The sequence below is a fragment of the Streptomyces fulvoviolaceus genome (genome assembly GCF_000718165.1).
Lineage (GTDB): Bacteria > Actinomycetota > Actinomycetes > Streptomycetales > Streptomycetaceae > Streptomyces > Streptomyces fulvoviolaceus.
Genome location: NZ_JOEY01000037.1, coordinates 111,495 through 129,217, shown reverse-complemented (window position 1 = coordinate 129,217; position 17,723 = coordinate 111,495). Strand labels below are relative to the sequence as shown.

The window sequence follows — 17,723 nt, the reverse complement described above, 5'->3', positions numbered from 1 at the left end:
CCCCACACCCCCCGTACAGCCCCTCGACAACCCGCTCATCACACCCAACGAACACCACACGGAAAGGTCACACATTCGATGGACGAACCCCGATTCCCCTCCCGGGACGACAGCACCCAGCCGCCCGCCAAGACCCTCCACGCTCACTCACGCGCGCCAGAACGCACTCCCGCCCAGCCACACCCCAGCAGTTCCCAACCCTCTGCGGTCTCGCCGGGCTGGCCACTCCCGTGCTCATGGGCGTCAGCGGTGCGCTGGTGCTGTGGACCACGACGGCGTGCGTAGCGATCTCCGCGGTGCTCGGCGTCTGGATCGTGCGGTCGATCGCACCGCAGGGCGCGAACATCCCGACCGCGGGTGCCGCCAAGGCCACCGCCCCCGCCACCGCGCTGTGACCCGGGTGGGCGGCCACCCGTACCTGACACGGGGGGGGCCGCCCACCGGCACGCGTACGCCACCACACACAAGGAAGTCGACACCCATGAAGGTCACCGCCCCCGTCTTCGAACACCACCGCGAACCGCTCGGCATCGGTGAGCGGCGTCCCCGGCTGAGCTGGCGCACCGGGACGGACCGGCCGGGCTGGTGGCAGTCCGCGTACGAGATCGAACTCGTCGACGGCAGCGGAACGTTGACCGGCGGCACCGGTCGCGTCGCGTCGGACGAGTCGGTGCTGGTGCCCTGGCCGGGACCGGAGCTGGAATCGCGTACCCGCGTCGGCGCGCGGGTGCGGGTGTGGGACGCCGAGGGCCGCGTCTCCGCGTGGTCGCCGGTCGCGTACGCGGAGACCGGGCTGCTGGACCGCGCCGACTGGACGGCCCGCCCGATCGCCCCCGACCTCGGCATCGACCCGGGCCGCCCGCAACCCGTCGTCCTGCTGCGCCGCGCCTTCCACACGCGCGGACCGATCGCCTCGGCCCGCCTGTACGTCACCGCGCTGGGCGTCTTCCAGCCGGAGCTCAACGGGCGGCCGGTGGGCGAGGATGTGCTCGCGCCCGGCTGGTCCTCGTACCACCACCGGCTGCGCTGTTTGACGTACGACGTGACAGGGCTGCTGCGCGACGGTGAGAACGTCCTCGGGGCGCAGCTCGGCGAGGGCTGGTACAGCGGCAGGCTCGGCTTTCACGGTGGCCGCCGCGCCGTCTACGGCGAGCGGCCCGCGCTGCTCGCCCAGCTGGAGATCGTGTACGCCGACGGCAGCCGCGAGACGATCGCCACCGACGAGCGGTGGCAGGCGGCGACCGGCCCGGTGATCCGCTCCGAGCTGTACGACGGCGAGGAGTACGACGCGCGCCTCGAACGCACTTGGCACGACACGGAGGGCTGGGGTGCCGTCACCGAACTCCCACTGCCGCACACCGGGTTGGAGTCACCTCCCGGCCCGCCGGTGCGCCGCACCGGAACGCTGCGGCCCGTGGAGGTACTCACCACCCCCGCCGGGCGGACGGTGCTGGACTTCGGGCAGAACCTGGTCGGCCGCCTGCGCATCCGCGTCAAGGGCGCGGCGGGTGAGACGGTCACCCTGCGCCACGCCGAGGTGCTGGAGAACGGTGAACTCGCCCTGCGCCCGCTGCGGGTCGCCGAGGCCACCGACCGCTACACGCTCAAGGGAGCGCCCGAGGGCGAGCGTTACGAGCCCCTCTTCACCTTCCACGGTTTCCGCTACGCCCAAGTGGACGGCTGGCCCGGCGCGTTGGACCCCAGCGACATCGAAGCCGTCGTCCTGCACACCGACATGGAGCGCACCGGCTGGTTCGAGTGCTCCGAGCCGCTGGTCGACCAGCTGCACGCCAACGTGGTGTGGGGCATGCGCGGCAACTTCCTGGACGTGCCCACCGACTGCCCGCAGCGCGACGAACGCCTCGGCTGGACGGGCGACATCGCCGTCTCCTCCCCCACGGCCACCTTCCTCTACGACTGTTCCGGCATGCTCTCCTCCTGGCTGCGCGACCTCGCCGCCGAACAACTCGCCCGCACCGACGGCGCGATACCGCCCCTCGTTGTGCCCGACGCCCTGCCCGAGGGCTTCCCCAACGCGCCGACCGCGATCTGGGGCGACAGTGCGGTCCTCGTCCCCTGGGCGCTGTACCAGGCTTACGGCGACCGGGAGTTGCTGCGCACCCAGTGGGAGTCGATGTCCGGCTGGGCCGACGAACTGGAGCGGTACGTCGAGCAGGGCGGCGGGCTGTGGCGTGCCGACTTCCAGTTCGGGGACTGGCTCGACCCGGCCGCCCCGCCCGAGAACCCCGGGGCGGCCCGCACCGACCCCGACCTGGTGGCCAACGCCTATACGGCCCACACCGCCGCCGTCATGGCCCAGGTGGCGGACCTGCTGGACGAGCCCGAGCACGCCCGGCGGTACGCACAGCTGGCCGCACGGGTGCGCGCCGCCTTCGCCGACGAGTTCGTCACTCCGGGCGGGCTGCTCTCCTCGGACGCGCAGACCGCGTACACGCTCGCGCTCCGGTTCGCGCTGCTGCCCACCGCGCGGCAGCGGGAGCGGGCCGGTGAGCGCCTGGTGGAGATCGTCCGCCGGGCCGGTTTCCGGATCGGGACCGGGTTCGCGGGCACGCCGCTGATCTGCGACGCGCTCACCCTCGCGGGTGCGCCCGAGATCGCCTACCGGATGCTGCTGGAGACCGGCTGCCCCTCCTGGCTCTACCCCGTGACCATGGGCGCGACCACGGTCTGGGAGCGCTGGGACTCGATGCTGCCCGACGGCACCATGAATCCCGGTGAGATGACCTCGTTCAACCACTACGCACTCGCGGCGGTCGCCGACTGGCTCCACCGCACCGTCGCCGGCCTCGGTGAGGCCGGTCCCGGCCGGCGGAAGCTGCGCATCGCCCCGGTGCCGGGCGGCGGCCTCACCCACGCACGTGCCGTGCACGAGTCCCCGTACGGTCGTTGCGAGGCGGGCTGGGAGCGGGACGGCGACACCCTCACGGTCATCGCGGTCGTGCCGCCCAACACCACCGCGGTGGTCGAACTGCCCGACGGGAAGCCCGCGTTCGAGGTCGGCTCCGGCACCCACACCTTCACCGTGAACGGCTTCACCACACCCACATGGCCGCCGACGCCGATCCGCCACCCCTTCGCCGCACCGGAGGACACCTCGGGGCGGTGACGCCCGGGAAGCCGCAGACCTACCACTGAGGCACTCGCTCGACGGCACGGCGCTCGCCCTGCCGTCGAGCGACTCTCGCCCGTCCGGGCGCTCAGGCAACAGGCCGGCGGGAACGTTCGCGGGGGCGGATACCGTGCCGGCAGGATCCCCCGATGGATCCATGAGGTGCTTCTCCAGCTGGTTGCGGCGGGGGTGTTGGAGCGGCGGGAGGAGCCGGACGAGCAGTTCCGGTGGGCCGGCCGATGACGTCATGACCGGCAGGATCAACTCCCATGCCTCATCCGGCAGATCACTCGGGCACGACCGACACTCGTTCACGCCACCCAGCAGACCGCTCTCAGCCCCGCGGAATGTCGCGCCCCGTCGGCCGGTACTCGACCAGCAACACCCGGCCGTCCAGGGCCCGGTGGCCGGCCAGCTCCAGGTCGGCCGACGGCGCGTCCGCGAAGAACGGCTCGCGGCCGGACTCCCCCGCCAGCAGCGGAAACGTCATCAGCCTCAGGCGGTCGACGAGGCCCCCGCCGCACAGCTGCCGAGCCACGGAGAGGCTCCCCATGGTGCGCAGCGGAACGTCGCTGTCGCCTTTGAGACGAGTGACCTCGGTGATGAGGTCGTCATGGCAGATGCGTGTGTTCGGCCATGAGGTCGTCTTCAGCGTCGTCGAGAACACGACAGTCTTCAGCTTCGTCATCCGGTGCCAGGACGCGTCACGCGCTTCCTCCGGCAGTCCCGCGAGCGCCTCGTAGGTGCGTCGCCCGAGGACGACCAGTTGCGGCAGGGCCGACTCGGCAGTGATCCACTCTTCCAGCTCGGGGCCGAAGTATCCGAAGTAGCCGGGCGAGGTTGCTCCGCGCGCCCAGCCGTCGACCGAGAGAAACACATCGACAGTCAGTGTCTGCATGGCTGACTCCCTTCCGCAGGAGACGTCGGAGCCGTGTCGAGCTCTTCGACACCGAGAGGCCGCTCACTCTGCGGCTCCCTGGATGCTGTGTACGTACACACATATTCAGAGCGACCTGTAGGCCAACCACCTGGGATGAAATACAGGCGACACAGATATTTACAGGGCAGGAAACCTCTCCTACTGTGAACGTTCACGGAACCCCCCGCATGCGCATGTCAGGCCCATGGCCTCGACTTCGCCACGTCTCGATCGAAGGAGTTCGGGATGATCGTGAAAGGTCCAGGCCGCATAGTGAAGGCCGCCCTGTTCCTGGCGGCTGTCGCCCTGCCCGCGTCCCTGCTCACCACACCCACCGACGCCGCTGCCGCGAACTCGCTCAGCATGCTCGGTGCCGACGTGTCGACCGCTCAGCGGGCGCTCGACCTCGGCGCCAAGTACTACGACGCGAGCGGCACCGCCAAGGACCCGCTCGACATCCTCAAGGGCCTGGGCGTCAACTACGTCCGCCTGCGGGTGTGGAACAACCCCGTCAGCGGCTACAACAACAAGGCCAAGGTGCTGGCGTACGCCCAGCAGGTCAAGGCCAAGGGCCTCAAGCTGCTGGTCGACTTCCACTACTCGGACACCTGGGCCGACCCGGGCAACCAGAACAAGCCCGCGGCCTGGTCCGGCCACAACATCAGCCAGTTGCAGACGGACGTCTACAACTACACGTACGACGTCTGCAACAGCCTCAAGTCCCAGGGCACCACCCCGGACAGCGTGCAGATCGGCAACGAGATCAACGTCGGCATGCTGTGGAACGAGGGCAAGGTCGTCAACAACGACTTCACCAACCTCAGCCTGCTCCTGAAGTCGGGTTACAACGCGACCAAGGCATGCAACAGCGGCACCAAGGTGATCATCCACACGGCCGACGCGGACAGCGACGCCAACGCGCGCTGGTTCTACGACGGAATCACCGCCAAGGGCGTCAACTGGGACATCACCGGGCTGTCGTACTACTGCCCCTGGCACGGCACACTGGCCAACATGGGCAGCGTCGTGTCCGACATGAAGTCCCGCTACGGCAAGGACGTCATCATCGCCGAGACGGCCTACCCGTTCACCTCGGCGAACGCGGACAGCACCGGCAACTCGATCACCACCGGGTGCTCGGGCTACGCGCTCAGCTGGGCGGGCCAGGCCGCCAACTTCACCGCCGTACAGAACACGGCCCGCAACGCCGGCGCGATCGGCGTCTTCTACTGGGAGCCGACCTGGTACGCGGTGACCGGCAATGGCTGGGACCCGACCGACATCAACAACAGCGGTAACGGCTGGGACAACATGGCCATCTTCAACTGGACCGGCAATGTGAACCCGAACATCAAGTGGACCCCGTAGCGGATCGAACAGACCACGGACGGCACTGCTCTCGAGCAGTGCCGTTCGTGTCGATGCGCAGGTCCGGTGACGATCGGAACCCCCTGTTCGGGCGCGGTGATCGGCATCTTTACCCTGTCAGGGGCAGAAACAGCGCTCGTCCGGGGGAAGGACGTCATGGGGTCACAACTGAACAGCGGGGCAGCAGAGCATCATGAGCCGTTGGAGTCGATGAGCCTCGAACCGCTCATGACCCGGGACTACGAAACGCGCCCGGCCCTCGTGTACGAACGTCTGCGACAGACCCACGGTCCGGTCGCGCCGGTCGATCTCCTGGGCGTCCCCGTCTGGCTCGTGCTGGGCTACGAGGAGGCGCTGGAGGTCCTGCGCAACGACGATGCTTGGCCAAAGGGTCTGGAGAACTGGCGGGCGCGAGAGGAAGGGCGGCTGCCCGAGGACTGGCCGCTGGCGCCGTCGCTCGACGTCAACCACGTACTGATCCAGGGCGGTGAGGGATACCGCGGACTGCGCGCCTCGTGGGATGCCGCTCTCAGGCCGTTCCAGGACCCTCGGCAACCGCAGGCCAAGCGGCTCAAGGCGCTGATCGCCCGGGACGCGGATGAACTCATCACTTTGTTCTCGCAGGGCGGCCGCACCGGTTGGGCGGATCTGTCCGCCCAGTTCTCGCGGCCGCTGCCGCTGATGGTCGCCAGTCATCTGCTCGGCTTCCCCGGCTCCCAGGACGACGACGCGCTGATGGACATGTGGCGCGTGCTGGACGCCGGCCCCGATGCCGGGCCGGCCCTGGAGCGGCTGCTGGCGGCGCTGGCCGAGCTGGGCGCCTGGAAGATGAAGGAACCGGGGGACGACTTTCCCTCCTATCTCCTCGCCGCCCATCCCGGCCTGAGCGTCGAGGAGTTGTCCCGTGAGCTGATGATGCTGCTCGGCATGACCTCGGACCATGTCGGGATCCTGATCTCCAACACGGTCGTCGAGGTGATCGGCGGAAACGCCTCGGCGCGCGCCAGCCTGTCGGCGGGAATGATCAGGGAGACCATGAACCAGGTGGTGATGCAGAAGCCGCCGCTGGTCAACTTCGTCCCGCGGTTCCCCGTGGCCGACACCCGGCTGGGCGAGTACACCATCGCCGCGGGCGACCCGGTGTGGGTGTCCGTCGGCGCCGCGCACGCCGACCCGGCCTTCGCGGACAAGCTCTGTCCCGCCTCGACGATCAGCACTCGGGCGCATCTGGCCTGGGGCGCCGGACCGCGCCAGTGCCCGGCCAGGGAGCTGGCAACCGGTGTGGCGGGGATCGGAGTGAGCAGGCTGCTGGATCGCCTGTCCGGGATGGAGCTGGCCCTGCCCGTCGACCAACTCCCCTGGCGGTCCTCCCCGTTCATGCGCGGCCTGCGCTCGCTGCCGGTCCGCTACACGCTCGCGGACACCCCGGCCGCCCCTACTGCTCCGGCTGCGGATACGGGCTTCCCTCCCCCGCCCGGTCATCCTCCGACCGTCGGCCGCGCCGAACGGCCGCGTTCGTCGCTGTGGCGGTACCTCGCCGGGCTGGTCCGCGGACGGTGAAAGGGAGAACCCCCAGGTACCCGACCTGGGGGTTCAGAACTGTGGTGGACCGGGTTCTCCGTCAGCCGACAGGGGCCGTACGGATTGCGGCGATGTCGAATTGGAGGCGCACCTTCTCGCTCACCATGGCGCCGCCTTCGGCGAGTTTGGAATTGTACGTAAGGCCCCATTCGGAACGGTTGATCGTGGTGGTGCCGTCGAAACCGACCCGCTGATATCCGAAGGGGTCGGTGACGTGTCCTATGTAGGTGAGCTCCAGAACGACGGGACGGGTGACGTCCTTGATGGTGAGATCGCCGGTCATACGGTAGACGTCGGAGCCCCCGACCTCCACGGCGGTACTGGCGAAACGCATGCGCGGGTAGGCCCTGGCGTCCAGGAAGTCGCGTCCCACCAGGTGCGCGTCACGCTGTTCGACTCCTGTGTCCACACTTCCGGTGGACAGGATGATCTCCGCCTGCGAGCGGGCCGGGTCGCGGCCGTCGAAGTAGAGGCGGCTCTGGTATTCCGGGAACGCGCCGCGCACCGTGGTCACCATGGCGTGCCGTACGGAGAAGCCTATCCTGCTGTGCGCGGGGTCGATGACCCATTCCCCGGTCAGCGCCGCCAGCGCCGGATCCGGAAGGACCACGGTGCCGGCAGCCTGCGGCCTGGCGGATGACTGGGGAGTGACGGCGGGCTCCGGGCGGCGGAACGGGGTGCCACGGCTGAACAAATTCATGATTCACCTAAGTACTGCACGGGAGTTGTTGCCGCAAGTCTGCATTGAGCCCCGGAGCTTTAAGAATCCGTACCGCACAAGGTGCGCACCTTCTCCGCGTGAGTGGCCAACGAAAAATCCACAATTCCGCCACTGATCTTCTCGACCGGCACTAGTCGACTCCGACCAGCGTACGGACTTCGAAGTCCTCGTAGATTTCCGGCGTTTCGGGCCGGCTCAGTACCGAACCGAGCCAGCCGAGGAGGAAGCCGGCCGGGATGGAGACGATTCCGGGATTCTGCAGGGGGAACCAGGCGAAATCCGCGGACGGATAGAACGAGGTGGGGGTGGAGGAGACGACGGGAGAGAAGACCACGAGCGCCACGGAGCACAGCAGGCCGCCGCAGAGACTCAGCAGGGCACCCTGTGCGGTGAAGCGCCGCCAGAAGAGCGTGTAGACGAGGGTCGGCAGGATGGCGGACGCGGCGATGGCGAAGGCGAGGAAGGCCAGCGTGGCGGTGTTGGCGCCCCAGGAGATCAGGGCGAGCAGCATGCCGAGGATGCCGATGACGGCTGCCGCGAGCCGGGCGACGGCCACTTCCTCCGTCTGTGTGGCCCTGCCCTTGCGGATCACCTCGCCGTAGAGGTCGTGGGCGAGGGAGGTCGCCGCGGCCAGGGTGAGACCTGCCGCGACCGCCAACAGCGTGACGAAGGCCAGGCAGGACAGGAGGGCGGTCAGAACGGCCCCGCCCAGGTCGTGCGCCAGCAGCAGGACGGCGGCGTCGCCCTTGCGGTCGGTGTCGGCGATGGTGTCACGGCCCACGACAGCGGTGGCACCCAGACCGAGGATGCCCGCCGCCAGGCAGACGAGGCTGACCAGGCCCATGCCCCACACCACGGACGTCCGCAGGACACCGACCTCCTTAGGGGCGAGCAGCCGCATCATCACGTGCGGGAGCGCGGCGAGGCCCAGCACGATGGCCAACTGCAGGCTGAAGAAGTCCAGTTTGCTGTTCGTGCTGGCGCCGTAGCGCAGCCCGGGCTCCAGGAACCGCGTCCCCGAACCGCTGTTGTCCGCGGCGGCGGTGAGCAGGGCGTCGATGTTCCAGTCGAAGCGGTGCAGCACCATCACGGCGGTCACCGTGACGCCGGAGATCAGCATCACGGCTTTGACGACCTGGATGAAGGTGGCACCGGGCATGCCTCCGATGGCGGCGTACACGATGACGACGGTGCCGATGACGACCACGCACAGGGTGCGGGTGGTGGCGCTGGGCTCACCGGTGAACTGGGTCAACAGGGCGACACTGCCGACGAGTTGAGCGACGAGATACAGGGTGGTGATGGCCAGTGTGCAGACGGCCAGGGCCAGCCGTACCGGCCGCTGCATGCGTGGCACGCGCAGCGCGAGTGTGTCGCCCAGGGTGAACTTGCCGGTGTTGCGCAGGGGTTCGGCGATCAGCAGCAGGACCATCATCCAGGCGACCGCGGTCCCGCACAGGTACAGCAGTCCGTCATAGCCGGTCAGGGCGACCAGGCCGGTGCTGCCCAGCAGCGTGGCGGCCGACAGATAGTCGCCGCACATCGCCAGCCCGTTGCGCAGCGGCGACATGGTGCGGTTGCCCAGGTAGAACTCGCTGATCTCGTCGCGTTGCGGCGCGGTCAGCAGTGCCGTGAACAGGGTGACGACGACCACGGACAGGAAGAGCACGAGCGTGAGCTGCAGGCTGAGGCGGTCCGAGACCGCGGCGCCGATCACCATGAGCGGTACTCCCCGTCGCGGGGAGCCATGGCGGGTCCGGGCACCGCTCGCCCTCGCCCTGCGGCCTCGTGTTGGCGGGCGAGACCCCGCAGGCCGCGGACCAGCGGTGTGACATGAGTGCGTATGTGCACGAGGTAGCGCCAGACGATCACGGCCATCAGCACGAACTGCCCGAGGCCCAGGGCCAGTCCGACGGTGAGGTGACCGATCAGGGGCTGGTTCATCAGGCCGGGTACAAAGCTCGACAGCAGGACGTACAGCAGGAATCCGCCGACGGCGACAGCCGTCGCTCTGACTCCGAAGCGCCGGCGGATGCGGCGGAGCGACTGGTATGCGGGGTCGCGCGACACCTGTTGCCGCTCCGCCTGTTCGGGGGGCGTCGGGGAGTAGGGCGGCGGGGAGCCGAACCGTGTGGAGTGCCGTGACACCGATGCACCTTCTTTGCTGCTTCGTGCCGCGCAACCGGAAGGCGTGCGAGGGCACGCCGCAGTCGTGCTCTGTGCGGACTTTGTGGGGGGTTCGTGAATCCGAAATTCGCGCTATTGGAATTGCGGCGGACTGGGGGCCCTGTTCGGCAGCCGACCTGTACGTCGATGGGTGACGACGGGGTCGGGTGGGGATTCTTGCAGCGCGCCCGTTGAACTATCAACCGGCGGGTCGATTCGTTTCCTGACACTGACTCATTCGCGTACTTCGACGCCGGGCTTCAGCGCCGCACGGCCTGCGAAAAGAGCGCGCCACGGATTAGGTCTGCACCTTTTCTCCAGCCAGTTTGTCTCAAAAGCAGTGCACAGGAGACGCCCTCGTCCCGCACAGACCCTTGTCACCCGCGGACGAAGGCCGCCCCCTCAGGACTCACCTCACGCAAACGCACGGGCGTTCGGCTCGGCCCGCCCCCGCTGCGCTGCCATATTCGAAGGCCACTTCGGAGGTGGCTGTGACACTAGAGGTGACGACGATCCATGTGCCCGACCGCACCACCGACCGCGTCCTCGCGCTGGAGACCCGCAGGGCACAGGCGGTGGCCGGGAACGGGCCCAGAAGACGAGGTCAGTTCAGTGCCCGGGAGCGGATCGACCTGCTGCTGGACGCGGGGTCGTTCTCCGAGACCGGGCTGTTCGTCCGGGCCCGGCCCGCCGGGGACGGTGCCCGTCGGCCGTACGGAGACGGGGTGGTCACCGGGTACGGCACCGTCGACAGCCGTCCGGTCTGTGTGTTCGCCCAGGACTCGACGGTCTTCGGCGGCAGCATGGGCGAGGCCTTCGGCGAGAAGACCGTCGCCCTCATGGACCTCGCCCTGAAGACCGGTTGCCCGGTCATCGGGCTCAACGACGGCGGCGGCGCCCGCATCCAGGAGGGCGTCACCTCGCTCGCCCTCTACGCCGAGCTGGTGCGCCGCAACGTGCAGGCGTCCGGGGTGATCCCGCAGATCTCCGTCGTCCTCGGGCCGTGCGCCGGTGGGGCCGCGTACTCGCCGGCCATCACCGACTTCACCGTGATGGTGGACGGCGCCTCGCACATGTTCGTCACCGGCCCCGACGTCATCGAGGCGGTCACCGGGGAGCGCACCAGCGCCGAGGAGCTGGGCGGCGCCCGCACCAGCAACTCCCTCAACGGCAACGCCCACTTCCTCGCCGCCGACGAGGTGGAGGCCCTGGACACCGTACGCGACCTGCTGTCGTACCTGCCCGCCAACAACCTGGAGCGGCCCCCGCAGTACGCGCCCGCTCCGGTGCCCGTCGACGTGCCGCTCGACGACATCGTGCCGGACCGGCTCGGGCAGGCCTACGACATGCGCGACGTCCTGCGCGCGGTCGTCGACGGCGGCGAACTCCTCGAGGTCCAGGAGCTGTTCGCGCCGAACATCATCTGCGCGCTGGCCCTCGTGGAGGGACATCCCGTCGGGGTCGTCGCCAACCAGCCGCTGCACGCGGCCGGAGTCCTGGACATCGACGCCTCCGAGAAGGCCGCGCGCTTCGTACGGTTCTGCGACGCGTTCGGCATCCCGTTGCTGACCTTCGCCGACGTCCCGGGCTATCTCTCCGGCGTCCGTCAGGAGCAGGCCGGGATCATCCGGCGCGGCGCCAAGCTGCTGTACGCCTATGCCGAGGCGACCGTCCCGAAGGTCACGGTGGTGGTGCGCAAGGCGTACGGCGGCGGGTACGCGGTGATGGGCTCCAAGCACCTGGGCGCCGACCTCAACTTCGCCTGGCCCACCGCGCGGATCGCCGTGATGGGCGCCGAGGGCGCGGTGGGTGTCCTGCACCGGCGTGAACTCGCGGCCGCCGCCGACCCCGAGGCGCTGCGGGCCCGTCTCGTCGCCTCGTACGAGAGCACGTACGGCACGCCCTATCTGGCCGCCGAGCGCGGCTACGTCGATGCCGTGATCGCCCCGAGTGACACCCGCGCCCAGATCTGCCGTGCCCTGCGTGCGCTGCGCGGCAAGCGTGCCCCGATGCCGGAGCGCCGGCACGGCAACATCCCGCTCTGACCGGTCCGTCCCTCCCCAGCCGATCGCAGACGTTTCGCGACGCCGTATCGCACGACGTGAGGAGCCATGCCCGATGGACAGCCGCCGCCCCCCGCTCGTCCCCACGTGCCGAAGTCTGCCCGAGTACGTGCGGCACTGGGCCGAAACCACTCCCGACCGCAGGGCGTTCACCTTCGTCGACCATCCCGCCGCGCACTCGCGCGGTGTCCACCGCACGCTGACCTGGCGGCGTCTGGATCTGCGCATGCGGGCGGTGGCCGCCCGGCTCGCCGCGGAGGCGGAGCCCGGGGCGCGGGTCGCGCTGCTGTGCCCGCAGGGGACGGAGTACGTCACCGGCTTCCTGGGGGCGCTGGCCGCCGGCCTGGTCGCCGTGCCGCTGTATCCGCCCCATCTGCCCGGGCAGGCGGAGCGGCTCTCGGCCGTCCTGGCCGATGCCGGTGCGACCGTCGTGGTGACGACAAGTCAAATCCTGGAGGCGGTGCGGGATTTCTGCGATGAGACGCCGGTGCGGATCGTCGCCGTCGATCAGGTGCCCGACGCCGCCGCCGGAGCGTGGCAGCCGGTCGGCGAAAGGGTCGCGTACCTCCAGTACACCTCCGGCTCGACCCGCACCCCGGCCGGCGTGGAGATCAGCCACGCCAACGTCGTCGCCAACGCCCGCCAGGCGCTGTCCGCCTACGGTGCCGACACCCGTCCGGTGACCTGCGTGGGCTGGCTGCCGCTCTACCACGACATGGGGCTCGTCCTGAGTGTCGCCGCCCCGGTGGTGCGGGGTCTGCTGTCAGTGCTCATGGATCCGGCCGCGTTCCTGCACGAACCGGTGCGCTGGCTAAGGCTGTTGGCCGCGCATCCGCGCGCGCTGAGCGCGGCACCCAACTTCGCCTACGACTACTGCACGTCGACCGTGACCGACGCGCAGAAGGCGGATCTGCGGCTGGACGGCGTCGCCGCTCTGATCAACGGGAGCGAGCCGGTCCGCCTTCACACGGCCGACCGCTTCCACGCCGCCTTCGCCGGACAGGGGCTCGCACCGGACGTCCACTGTCCGTCGTACGGGCTCGCCGAGGCCACTGTCTTCGTCAGTGCCTCCCGCCCCGGGCAGCCGCTCGGCCGGTTCGCACTCGACCGCGACGCCCTCGCCGCCGGGAAGGCCCTGCCCGCGCGGCCCGACGACCCCAGGGCCGTGGTGCTGGCGGGCTGCGGCACTCCGGCGGGGCAGCGGGTCCGTATCGCCGATCCCGTGAGCCATGCCGTCCTGTCCGAGGGGGAGGTCGGCGAGATCCTGGTGCAGGGTCCCAATGTGGGGCGCGGCTACTGGGGACAGGACGAGCACACCCGGCGCGTGTTCGGCGCCGTGCTCCCGGGCGCCCCGGGTTCCTGGCTGCGCACCGGTGATCTGGGGACGGTCCTGGACGGGCAGTTGATCGTCACGGGGCGTCTGAAGGACCTCATCGTCGTCGACGGCCGCAACCACTACCCGCAGGACGTGGAGGGCACGGCGCAGGACGCGCATCCGGCCGTACGGCGGGACCGGCTCGCCGCCTTCGGTGTACCGGGCGGCTCCGGTGAGCGGGTGGTCGTGGTGGCCGAGCACGTGCGGACGACGAGCCTCGCCCGGATCGACGTACCGGAGCTGGTGCGTGCCGTGCGGGCGGCCGTCTCCGGGCGGCACGGGCTGCGGCTCGCCGACATCGTCCTCGTCCCTCCGGGCACCGTGCCGCGTACCTCCAGCGGCAAGGTGTCGCGGGCGCGGACCCGGGAGCGGTATCTGGCGGGCGCCTACGCGGTGGGGAGCCAGGGATGAGGGCCGCCGACGAGAGCGCGTTACGCCGTCTGATCCTGGACCGGGTGGCCGCCTGGAGCGGCACGGCCGCCGAGGACGTCCCGATGGACCGGCCGCTGGCGGACCTCGGCATGTCCTCGCGGGACGCGGTCGTCCTGGCCGGTGAGCTCTCCAGGGCCACGGGCCGTGAACTGCCGGCGACGCTGCTGTGGGAGGCGCCCACCGGAGATGCCCTGGTGGCGCATCTGTGCGGCCGTACCGCGGCAAAGGCACAGGCCACTCCCCCAGTGGCACCCGGGCTGCCCGGCGAGCCCGTCGCCGTCATCGGGGTCGGGTGCCGGCTGCCCGGGGGTGTGCACGGCCCGGGCGACTACTGGCGGTTGCTGAGCGAGGGCGTGGATGCGATCCGGCGGGTCCCCGAGGACCGCTGGCGCGACTTCACCGCCTTCCCGCCCGCCGACGCCCTTCCCTACGGCGGTTACCTCGACGACATCGCCGGGTTCGACGCGGACTTCTTCCGCATCACCCCGCGCGAGGCCGCGGTGATGGATCCGCAGCAGCGGATCCTCCTGGAGGTCGTCCACGAGGCCCTCGACCACGCCGCCGTCCCTGCCGCGTCCCTCGCCGGCACCGCCACGGGTGTCTTCGTCGGAGTCTCCGCCCCGGAGTACGGCTCGCTCACCGGAGCCGACCCGGCAGCCGTGGATCCCTGGGCACCGGCCGGTGCGGCACTGAGCGTCGCCGCGGGCCGGCTGGCGTACGTGCTGGACGCCCGCGGGCCGAGCATGGCCGTCGACACCGCCTGTTCCTCCTCGCTGGTCGCCGTGCACCACGCCTGTGTCAGCCTGCGCACGGGCGAGAGCGACACCGCGATCGCCGCAGGGGTCAACGTGCTGCTCTCCCCCGCCGTGACCGTCGCGTTCCGGCGGGCGGGCGCTCTCGCGCCGGACGGGCGGTGCAAGCCCTTCTCGGCGGCAGCCGACGGCATCGGACGCGGCGAGGGATGCGCGGCCGTGCTTCTGAAGCGGCTGTCCGACGCCGAGCGGGACGGCGACCGGGTCCTCGCCGTCATCCGCGCCACGGCCGTCAACTCCGACGGCCGTTCCAACGGCCTCCTGGCTCCCAACCCCGCGGCCCAGCAGGCTCTTCTGACGACGGCGTACGCGCGGGCCGGGCTCCCCCCGGGGCACGTCGACCACGTCGAGGCGCACGGCACCGGTACCCCCCTCGGCGACCCGATCGAGGCGGGTGCGCTCGGCAGGGTGCTCGGTGCGGACCGCGACCCGGATCAGCCACTGCTCCTCGGTTCCGTCAAGGGCAACCTCGGCCATCTGGAGTCCGCCGCGGGCATCGCCGGGCTGGTCAAGACGGTCCTCGCACTGCACCACGACCTCGTTCCGCCGTCCCTGCACTGCACCGGAGGCAGTTCCCTGGACGACGTACGACTGCGGGTGGTGTCCGAGTGCGAGCCGTGGCCGCGTTACGGCGGGACGGCCACCGCCGGGGTCTCCGGGTTCGGTTTCAGCGGGGCCAACGCCCATGCGGTGCTGGAGGAATGGCGGCCCGGCGTGCTGCCGTCGGCGGCTCCGACCGGTGAGCCGGCCGCCCGCCTCCACCTCCTCTCCGACCTCGACACCGCACGCGTCCGGGACACCGCGGGTCGGCTGGCCGACTGGCTCGGTACGCCCCAGGGGCATGCCGCGCAGCCTGCCGACATCGCCCGTACGCTCGCCGGGCGCGCCGGGCGAGGTCCCCTGCGTGCCGCGGTGGTCGCCGGTGACCGTACCGAACTCGCGGACGGGCTGGCCGCGTTGACGCAGGGCCGCTCGCACGCCCGGGTCGTGACCGGTGAGCGTGATCTCGTGGGGCGCGGCCCGGTGTGGGTCTTCTCCGGGTACGGCAGCCAGTGGGTCGGCATGGGGCAGCGTCTGCTGGCCGAGGATCCCGTCTTCGCCGCCATCGTGGAGAAGCTCGACGGGCAGCTGACCGCGGAGTGCGGTCTGTCCCTGTACGAACACCTCGCGTCCGGCGGTGATCTCGACCGTCTGGAGGTGGCCCAGCCCGTGCTGTTCGGCCTCCAGGTGGCGCTCGCCGAGCTGTGGCGTGCGTACGGTGTCGAACCCGCCGCCGTCATCGGCCACTCCCTGGGCGAGGTGGCCGCCGCGGTGTGCGCCGGTGCGCTGGACGTGTCGGACGCGGCCCGGGTCGTCGCCCTACGGGCTCGGCTGCTCAGCGGGCTGCGCGGCGGTGCGATGGCCGTCGTCGACCTCGACGACGGTGAACTCGACGCCCTGTTCCAGGAGTTCCCCGGTGTGCATGTCGCCGTCCACTCCTCGCCCGGGCAGAAGGTCGTCACCGGCGAGGAGGAGGCGGTGGGCCGGCTCGTACGCCGGCTGGAGCGACAAGGACGCGTCGCCCGCGCCATGCGGGTCGTCGGTGCCGGACACTCGCCCCAAGTCGAGCCACTGCTGGCCGAGTTGACCGACGCCCTGGACCACATCCAGGGCGGGCCGCCCCGCGTCCCCGTCTACTCCACCGTCCTGGACGACCCACGCGGCGACTGCGTGTTCGACGCCGCCCACTGGGCCGCGAACCTGCGGCGGCCCGTGCGTCTGGACCAGGCCGTCGCGTCGGCCGCGGCCGACGGCCACACCGCCTTCGTCGAGATCTCGCCCCACCCGGTCCTGACCCGGGCCCTCACCGACACCGCTCCCGGGACCCTCGTCGTCGGCACGCTGCGCCGGGACGCCTGCGGCTGCGCCGACTTCCTCACCCAGGTGGGCGCCCTGTACTGCGCGGGCGGACGCCTGCCCTTGCCACCGGGGCGCGTCATCGACCTGCCCGCGCCCCGCTGGCGGCACGTCCGGCACTGGTGGACGGACGGGCGTACGACGCCCACCACAGCGGTGTCCTCCGAGGAGGCCGCCGCACCGGAGGACACCTCCGTCGCCGCCCGCCTGCGCCACCACATCGCCACCGTCACCGGTCACCCGGCGACCCGCGTCACCCCCACCACCGCCCTCACCGACCTCGGCCTCGACTCGTTGATGGCCGTCCGGATCCGTACCGCCCTGGAAGGCGAGTTCCGGATCGAACTGCCGCTGCGCGATCTGCTCGGCGCGGCCACCGTCGACAACGTCTCCGATCTCCTCCAACAGGCGCTCTCCACAGGCGAGTCGGCCCACCCGCTGCGGACTCTGCGCGCCTCGGGCTCCGGGGCCCCGCTCTTCCTCGTCCACGCCGCCGGCGGCACGACCGACGTCTACCGGACGCTCGCCGAGCGGCTCGGGGACGAGCGCCCGGTGTACGGCCTGGAGCGGCTCGAAGACGCCCCCACAGTGACCGACAAGGCCCGTCGCTACGCCGAGGCCGTCGCCACCGCCCATCCCAACGGGCCCTGCCTGCTGGCCGGTTGGTCCTTCGGCGGGTTCGTCGCCCAAGAGGCCGCACGGCAGCTCACCGCCGCGGGACGGGACGTGGAGCTGGTGGTGCTCATCGACTCCGTACGGCCCCTCCCCCAGCCCGATCACACACCGGCCGACCGGATCCGCGCCCACTTCACAGGCTTCGCCCGCCATGTCGCCGACGCCTACGGAGTCCGGCTGGAACTGCCGTACGACGAACTGGTCGCGATGGACGACGACGGCGAGCGCATCGACACCGTGCTGCGGATCCTGCGCTCGTCCGGCGCCGTGCCGTCGGCCGCACTGGAACACCAGCGCGCCTCCTACCTGGACCTGCGGACCGGCGAGGCCCACCGCCCCCGCCGCCACGGCGGGCGTGTGGTGCTGTACCGGGCCACCGAGCCCGCTCCGCACACCGTGCGCGACCCCGCGTACGAACGGGACGACGAGGCGCTCGGGTGGGACGAGGTATGCCCGCGCCTGACGGTCGTACCGGTCGCGGGGCACCATCTGTCGCTGCTCGACCCGCCGCACGTCGACGAGATCGCCGCCCATCTGCGGCGGGAGCTCGCCGAGGGCACCCACCGCACGTGATCCGAGGAGAGC

The 17,723-nt window shown here is 70.8% G+C and carries 11 protein-coding genes; 7 read left to right on the top strand and 4 right to left on the bottom strand.

What is annotated here, in order from left to right:
* Nucleotides 1-236: 236 nt before the first annotated feature.
* The gene (locus IG08_RS60300; protein ID WP_158812311.1) at nt 237-395 is read left to right on the top strand and encodes a hypothetical protein; all 159 of its coding nucleotides are present in this window, start codon (nt 237-239) and stop codon (nt 393-395) included.
* 86 nt (nt 396-481) lie between these two features.
* Entirely contained in the window at nt 482-3,127 is a 2,646-nt protein-coding gene (locus IG08_RS0135005; RefSeq protein ID WP_030612120.1) for an alpha-L-rhamnosidase, read from the top strand.
* Nucleotides 3,128-3,464: 337 nt separating this feature from the next.
* On the opposite strand, the gene IG08_RS0134995 is transcribed toward IG08_RS0135005, so the two are convergent.
* Nucleotides 3,465-4,028, bottom strand: coding sequence for a dihydrofolate reductase family protein (locus IG08_RS0134995; RefSeq protein WP_030612117.1), 564 nt, complete (start codon nt 4,026-4,028; stop codon nt 3,465-3,467).
* A gap of 267 nt (nt 4,029-4,295) precedes the next feature.
* Between IG08_RS0134995 and IG08_RS0134990 the strand changes: the two genes are divergently transcribed.
* Complete coding sequence (locus IG08_RS0134990; protein WP_030612114.1) at nt 4,296-5,417, top strand: glycoside hydrolase family 53 protein; 1,122 nt, start codon at nt 4,296-4,298, stop codon at nt 5,415-5,417.
* A 156-nt stretch (nt 5,418-5,573) separates the two neighbouring features.
* Nucleotides 5,574-6,977, top strand: a complete 1,404-nt coding sequence (locus IG08_RS0134985; RefSeq protein WP_030612111.1) for a cytochrome P450 family protein — start codon at nt 5,574-5,576, stop codon at nt 6,975-6,977.
* 61 nt (nt 6,978-7,038) lie between these two features.
* Here the strand turns inward: IG08_RS0134985 and IG08_RS0134980 are convergent, their stop codons facing one another.
* The 3 genes from IG08_RS0134980 to IG08_RS56065 all read right to left on the bottom strand — a co-directional run bounded on the left by IG08_RS0134980 (nt 7,039) and on the right by IG08_RS56065 (nt 9,867).
* Nucleotides 7,039-7,698, bottom strand: coding sequence for a YceI family protein (locus IG08_RS0134980; RefSeq protein ID WP_030612108.1), 660 nt, complete (start codon nt 7,696-7,698; stop codon nt 7,039-7,041).
* A 151-nt stretch (nt 7,699-7,849) separates the two neighbouring features.
* Nucleotides 7,850-9,439: a sodium/solute symporter gene (locus IG08_RS0134975; RefSeq protein WP_030612106.1), complete on the bottom strand. Its 1,590-nt coding sequence runs from the start codon at nt 9,437-9,439 to the stop codon at nt 7,850-7,852.
* Nucleotides 9,433-9,867, bottom strand: a complete 435-nt coding sequence (locus IG08_RS56065) for a DUF485 domain-containing protein (protein ID WP_052424988.1) — start codon at nt 9,865-9,867, stop codon at nt 9,433-9,435. The genes IG08_RS0134975 and IG08_RS56065 overlap by 7 nt, the downstream gene beginning before the upstream one ends.
* A gap of 503 nt (nt 9,868-10,370) precedes the next feature.
* On the opposite strand from IG08_RS56065, the gene IG08_RS0134965 reads away from it, so the two are divergent.
* The 3 genes from IG08_RS0134965 to IG08_RS0134955 all read left to right on the top strand — a co-directional run bounded on the left by IG08_RS0134965 (nt 10,371) and on the right by IG08_RS0134955 (nt 17,711).
* Nucleotides 10,371-11,930 (top strand): acyl-CoA carboxylase subunit beta, encoded by a 1,560-nt coding sequence (locus tag IG08_RS0134965; RefSeq protein ID WP_420823306.1) that lies wholly within the window; start codon nt 10,371-10,373, stop codon nt 11,928-11,930.
* A gap of 73 nt (nt 11,931-12,003) precedes the next feature.
* Nucleotides 12,004-13,734, top strand: coding sequence for a fatty acyl-AMP ligase (locus IG08_RS0134960; RefSeq protein ID WP_030612095.1), 1,731 nt, complete (start codon nt 12,004-12,006; stop codon nt 13,732-13,734).
* Nucleotides 13,731-17,711, top strand: a complete 3,981-nt coding sequence (locus tag IG08_RS0134955) for a type I polyketide synthase (protein ID WP_030612092.1) — start codon at nt 13,731-13,733, stop codon at nt 17,709-17,711. Before IG08_RS0134960 ends, IG08_RS0134955 begins: the two co-directional genes overlap by 4 nt.
* Nucleotides 17,712-17,723: the final 12 nt, after the last annotated feature.

What these genes read in the sequence shown, in the direction of transcription:
- IG08_RS60300 (WP_158812311.1), top strand. Translation starts at nt 237, where the DNA reads ATGGGCGTCAGCGGTGCGCTGGTGCTGTGGACCACGACGGCGTGCGTA.
- IG08_RS0135005 (WP_030612120.1), top strand. Translation starts at nt 482, where the DNA reads ATGAAGGTCACCGCCCCCGTCTTCGAACACCACCGCGAACCGCTCGGC.
- IG08_RS0134995 (WP_030612117.1), bottom strand. Translation starts at nt 4,028, where the DNA reads ATGCAGACACTGACTGTCGATGTGTTTCTCTCGGTCGACGGCTGGGCG.
- IG08_RS0134990 (WP_030612114.1), top strand. Translation starts at nt 4,296, where the DNA reads ATGATCGTGAAAGGTCCAGGCCGCATAGTGAAGGCCGCCCTGTTCCTG.
- IG08_RS0134985 (WP_030612111.1), top strand. Translation starts at nt 5,574, where the DNA reads ATGGGGTCACAACTGAACAGCGGGGCAGCAGAGCATCATGAGCCGTTG.
- IG08_RS0134980 (WP_030612108.1), bottom strand. Translation starts at nt 7,698, where the DNA reads ATGAATTTGTTCAGCCGTGGCACCCCGTTCCGCCGCCCGGAGCCCGCC.
- IG08_RS0134975 (WP_030612106.1), bottom strand. Translation starts at nt 9,439, where the DNA reads ATGGTGATCGGCGCCGCGGTCTCGGACCGCCTCAGCCTGCAGCTCACG.
- IG08_RS0134960 (WP_030612095.1), top strand. Translation starts at nt 12,004, where the DNA reads ATGGACAGCCGCCGCCCCCCGCTCGTCCCCACGTGCCGAAGTCTGCCC.
- IG08_RS0134955 (WP_030612092.1), top strand. Translation starts at nt 13,731, where the DNA reads ATGAGGGCCGCCGACGAGAGCGCGTTACGCCGTCTGATCCTGGACCGG.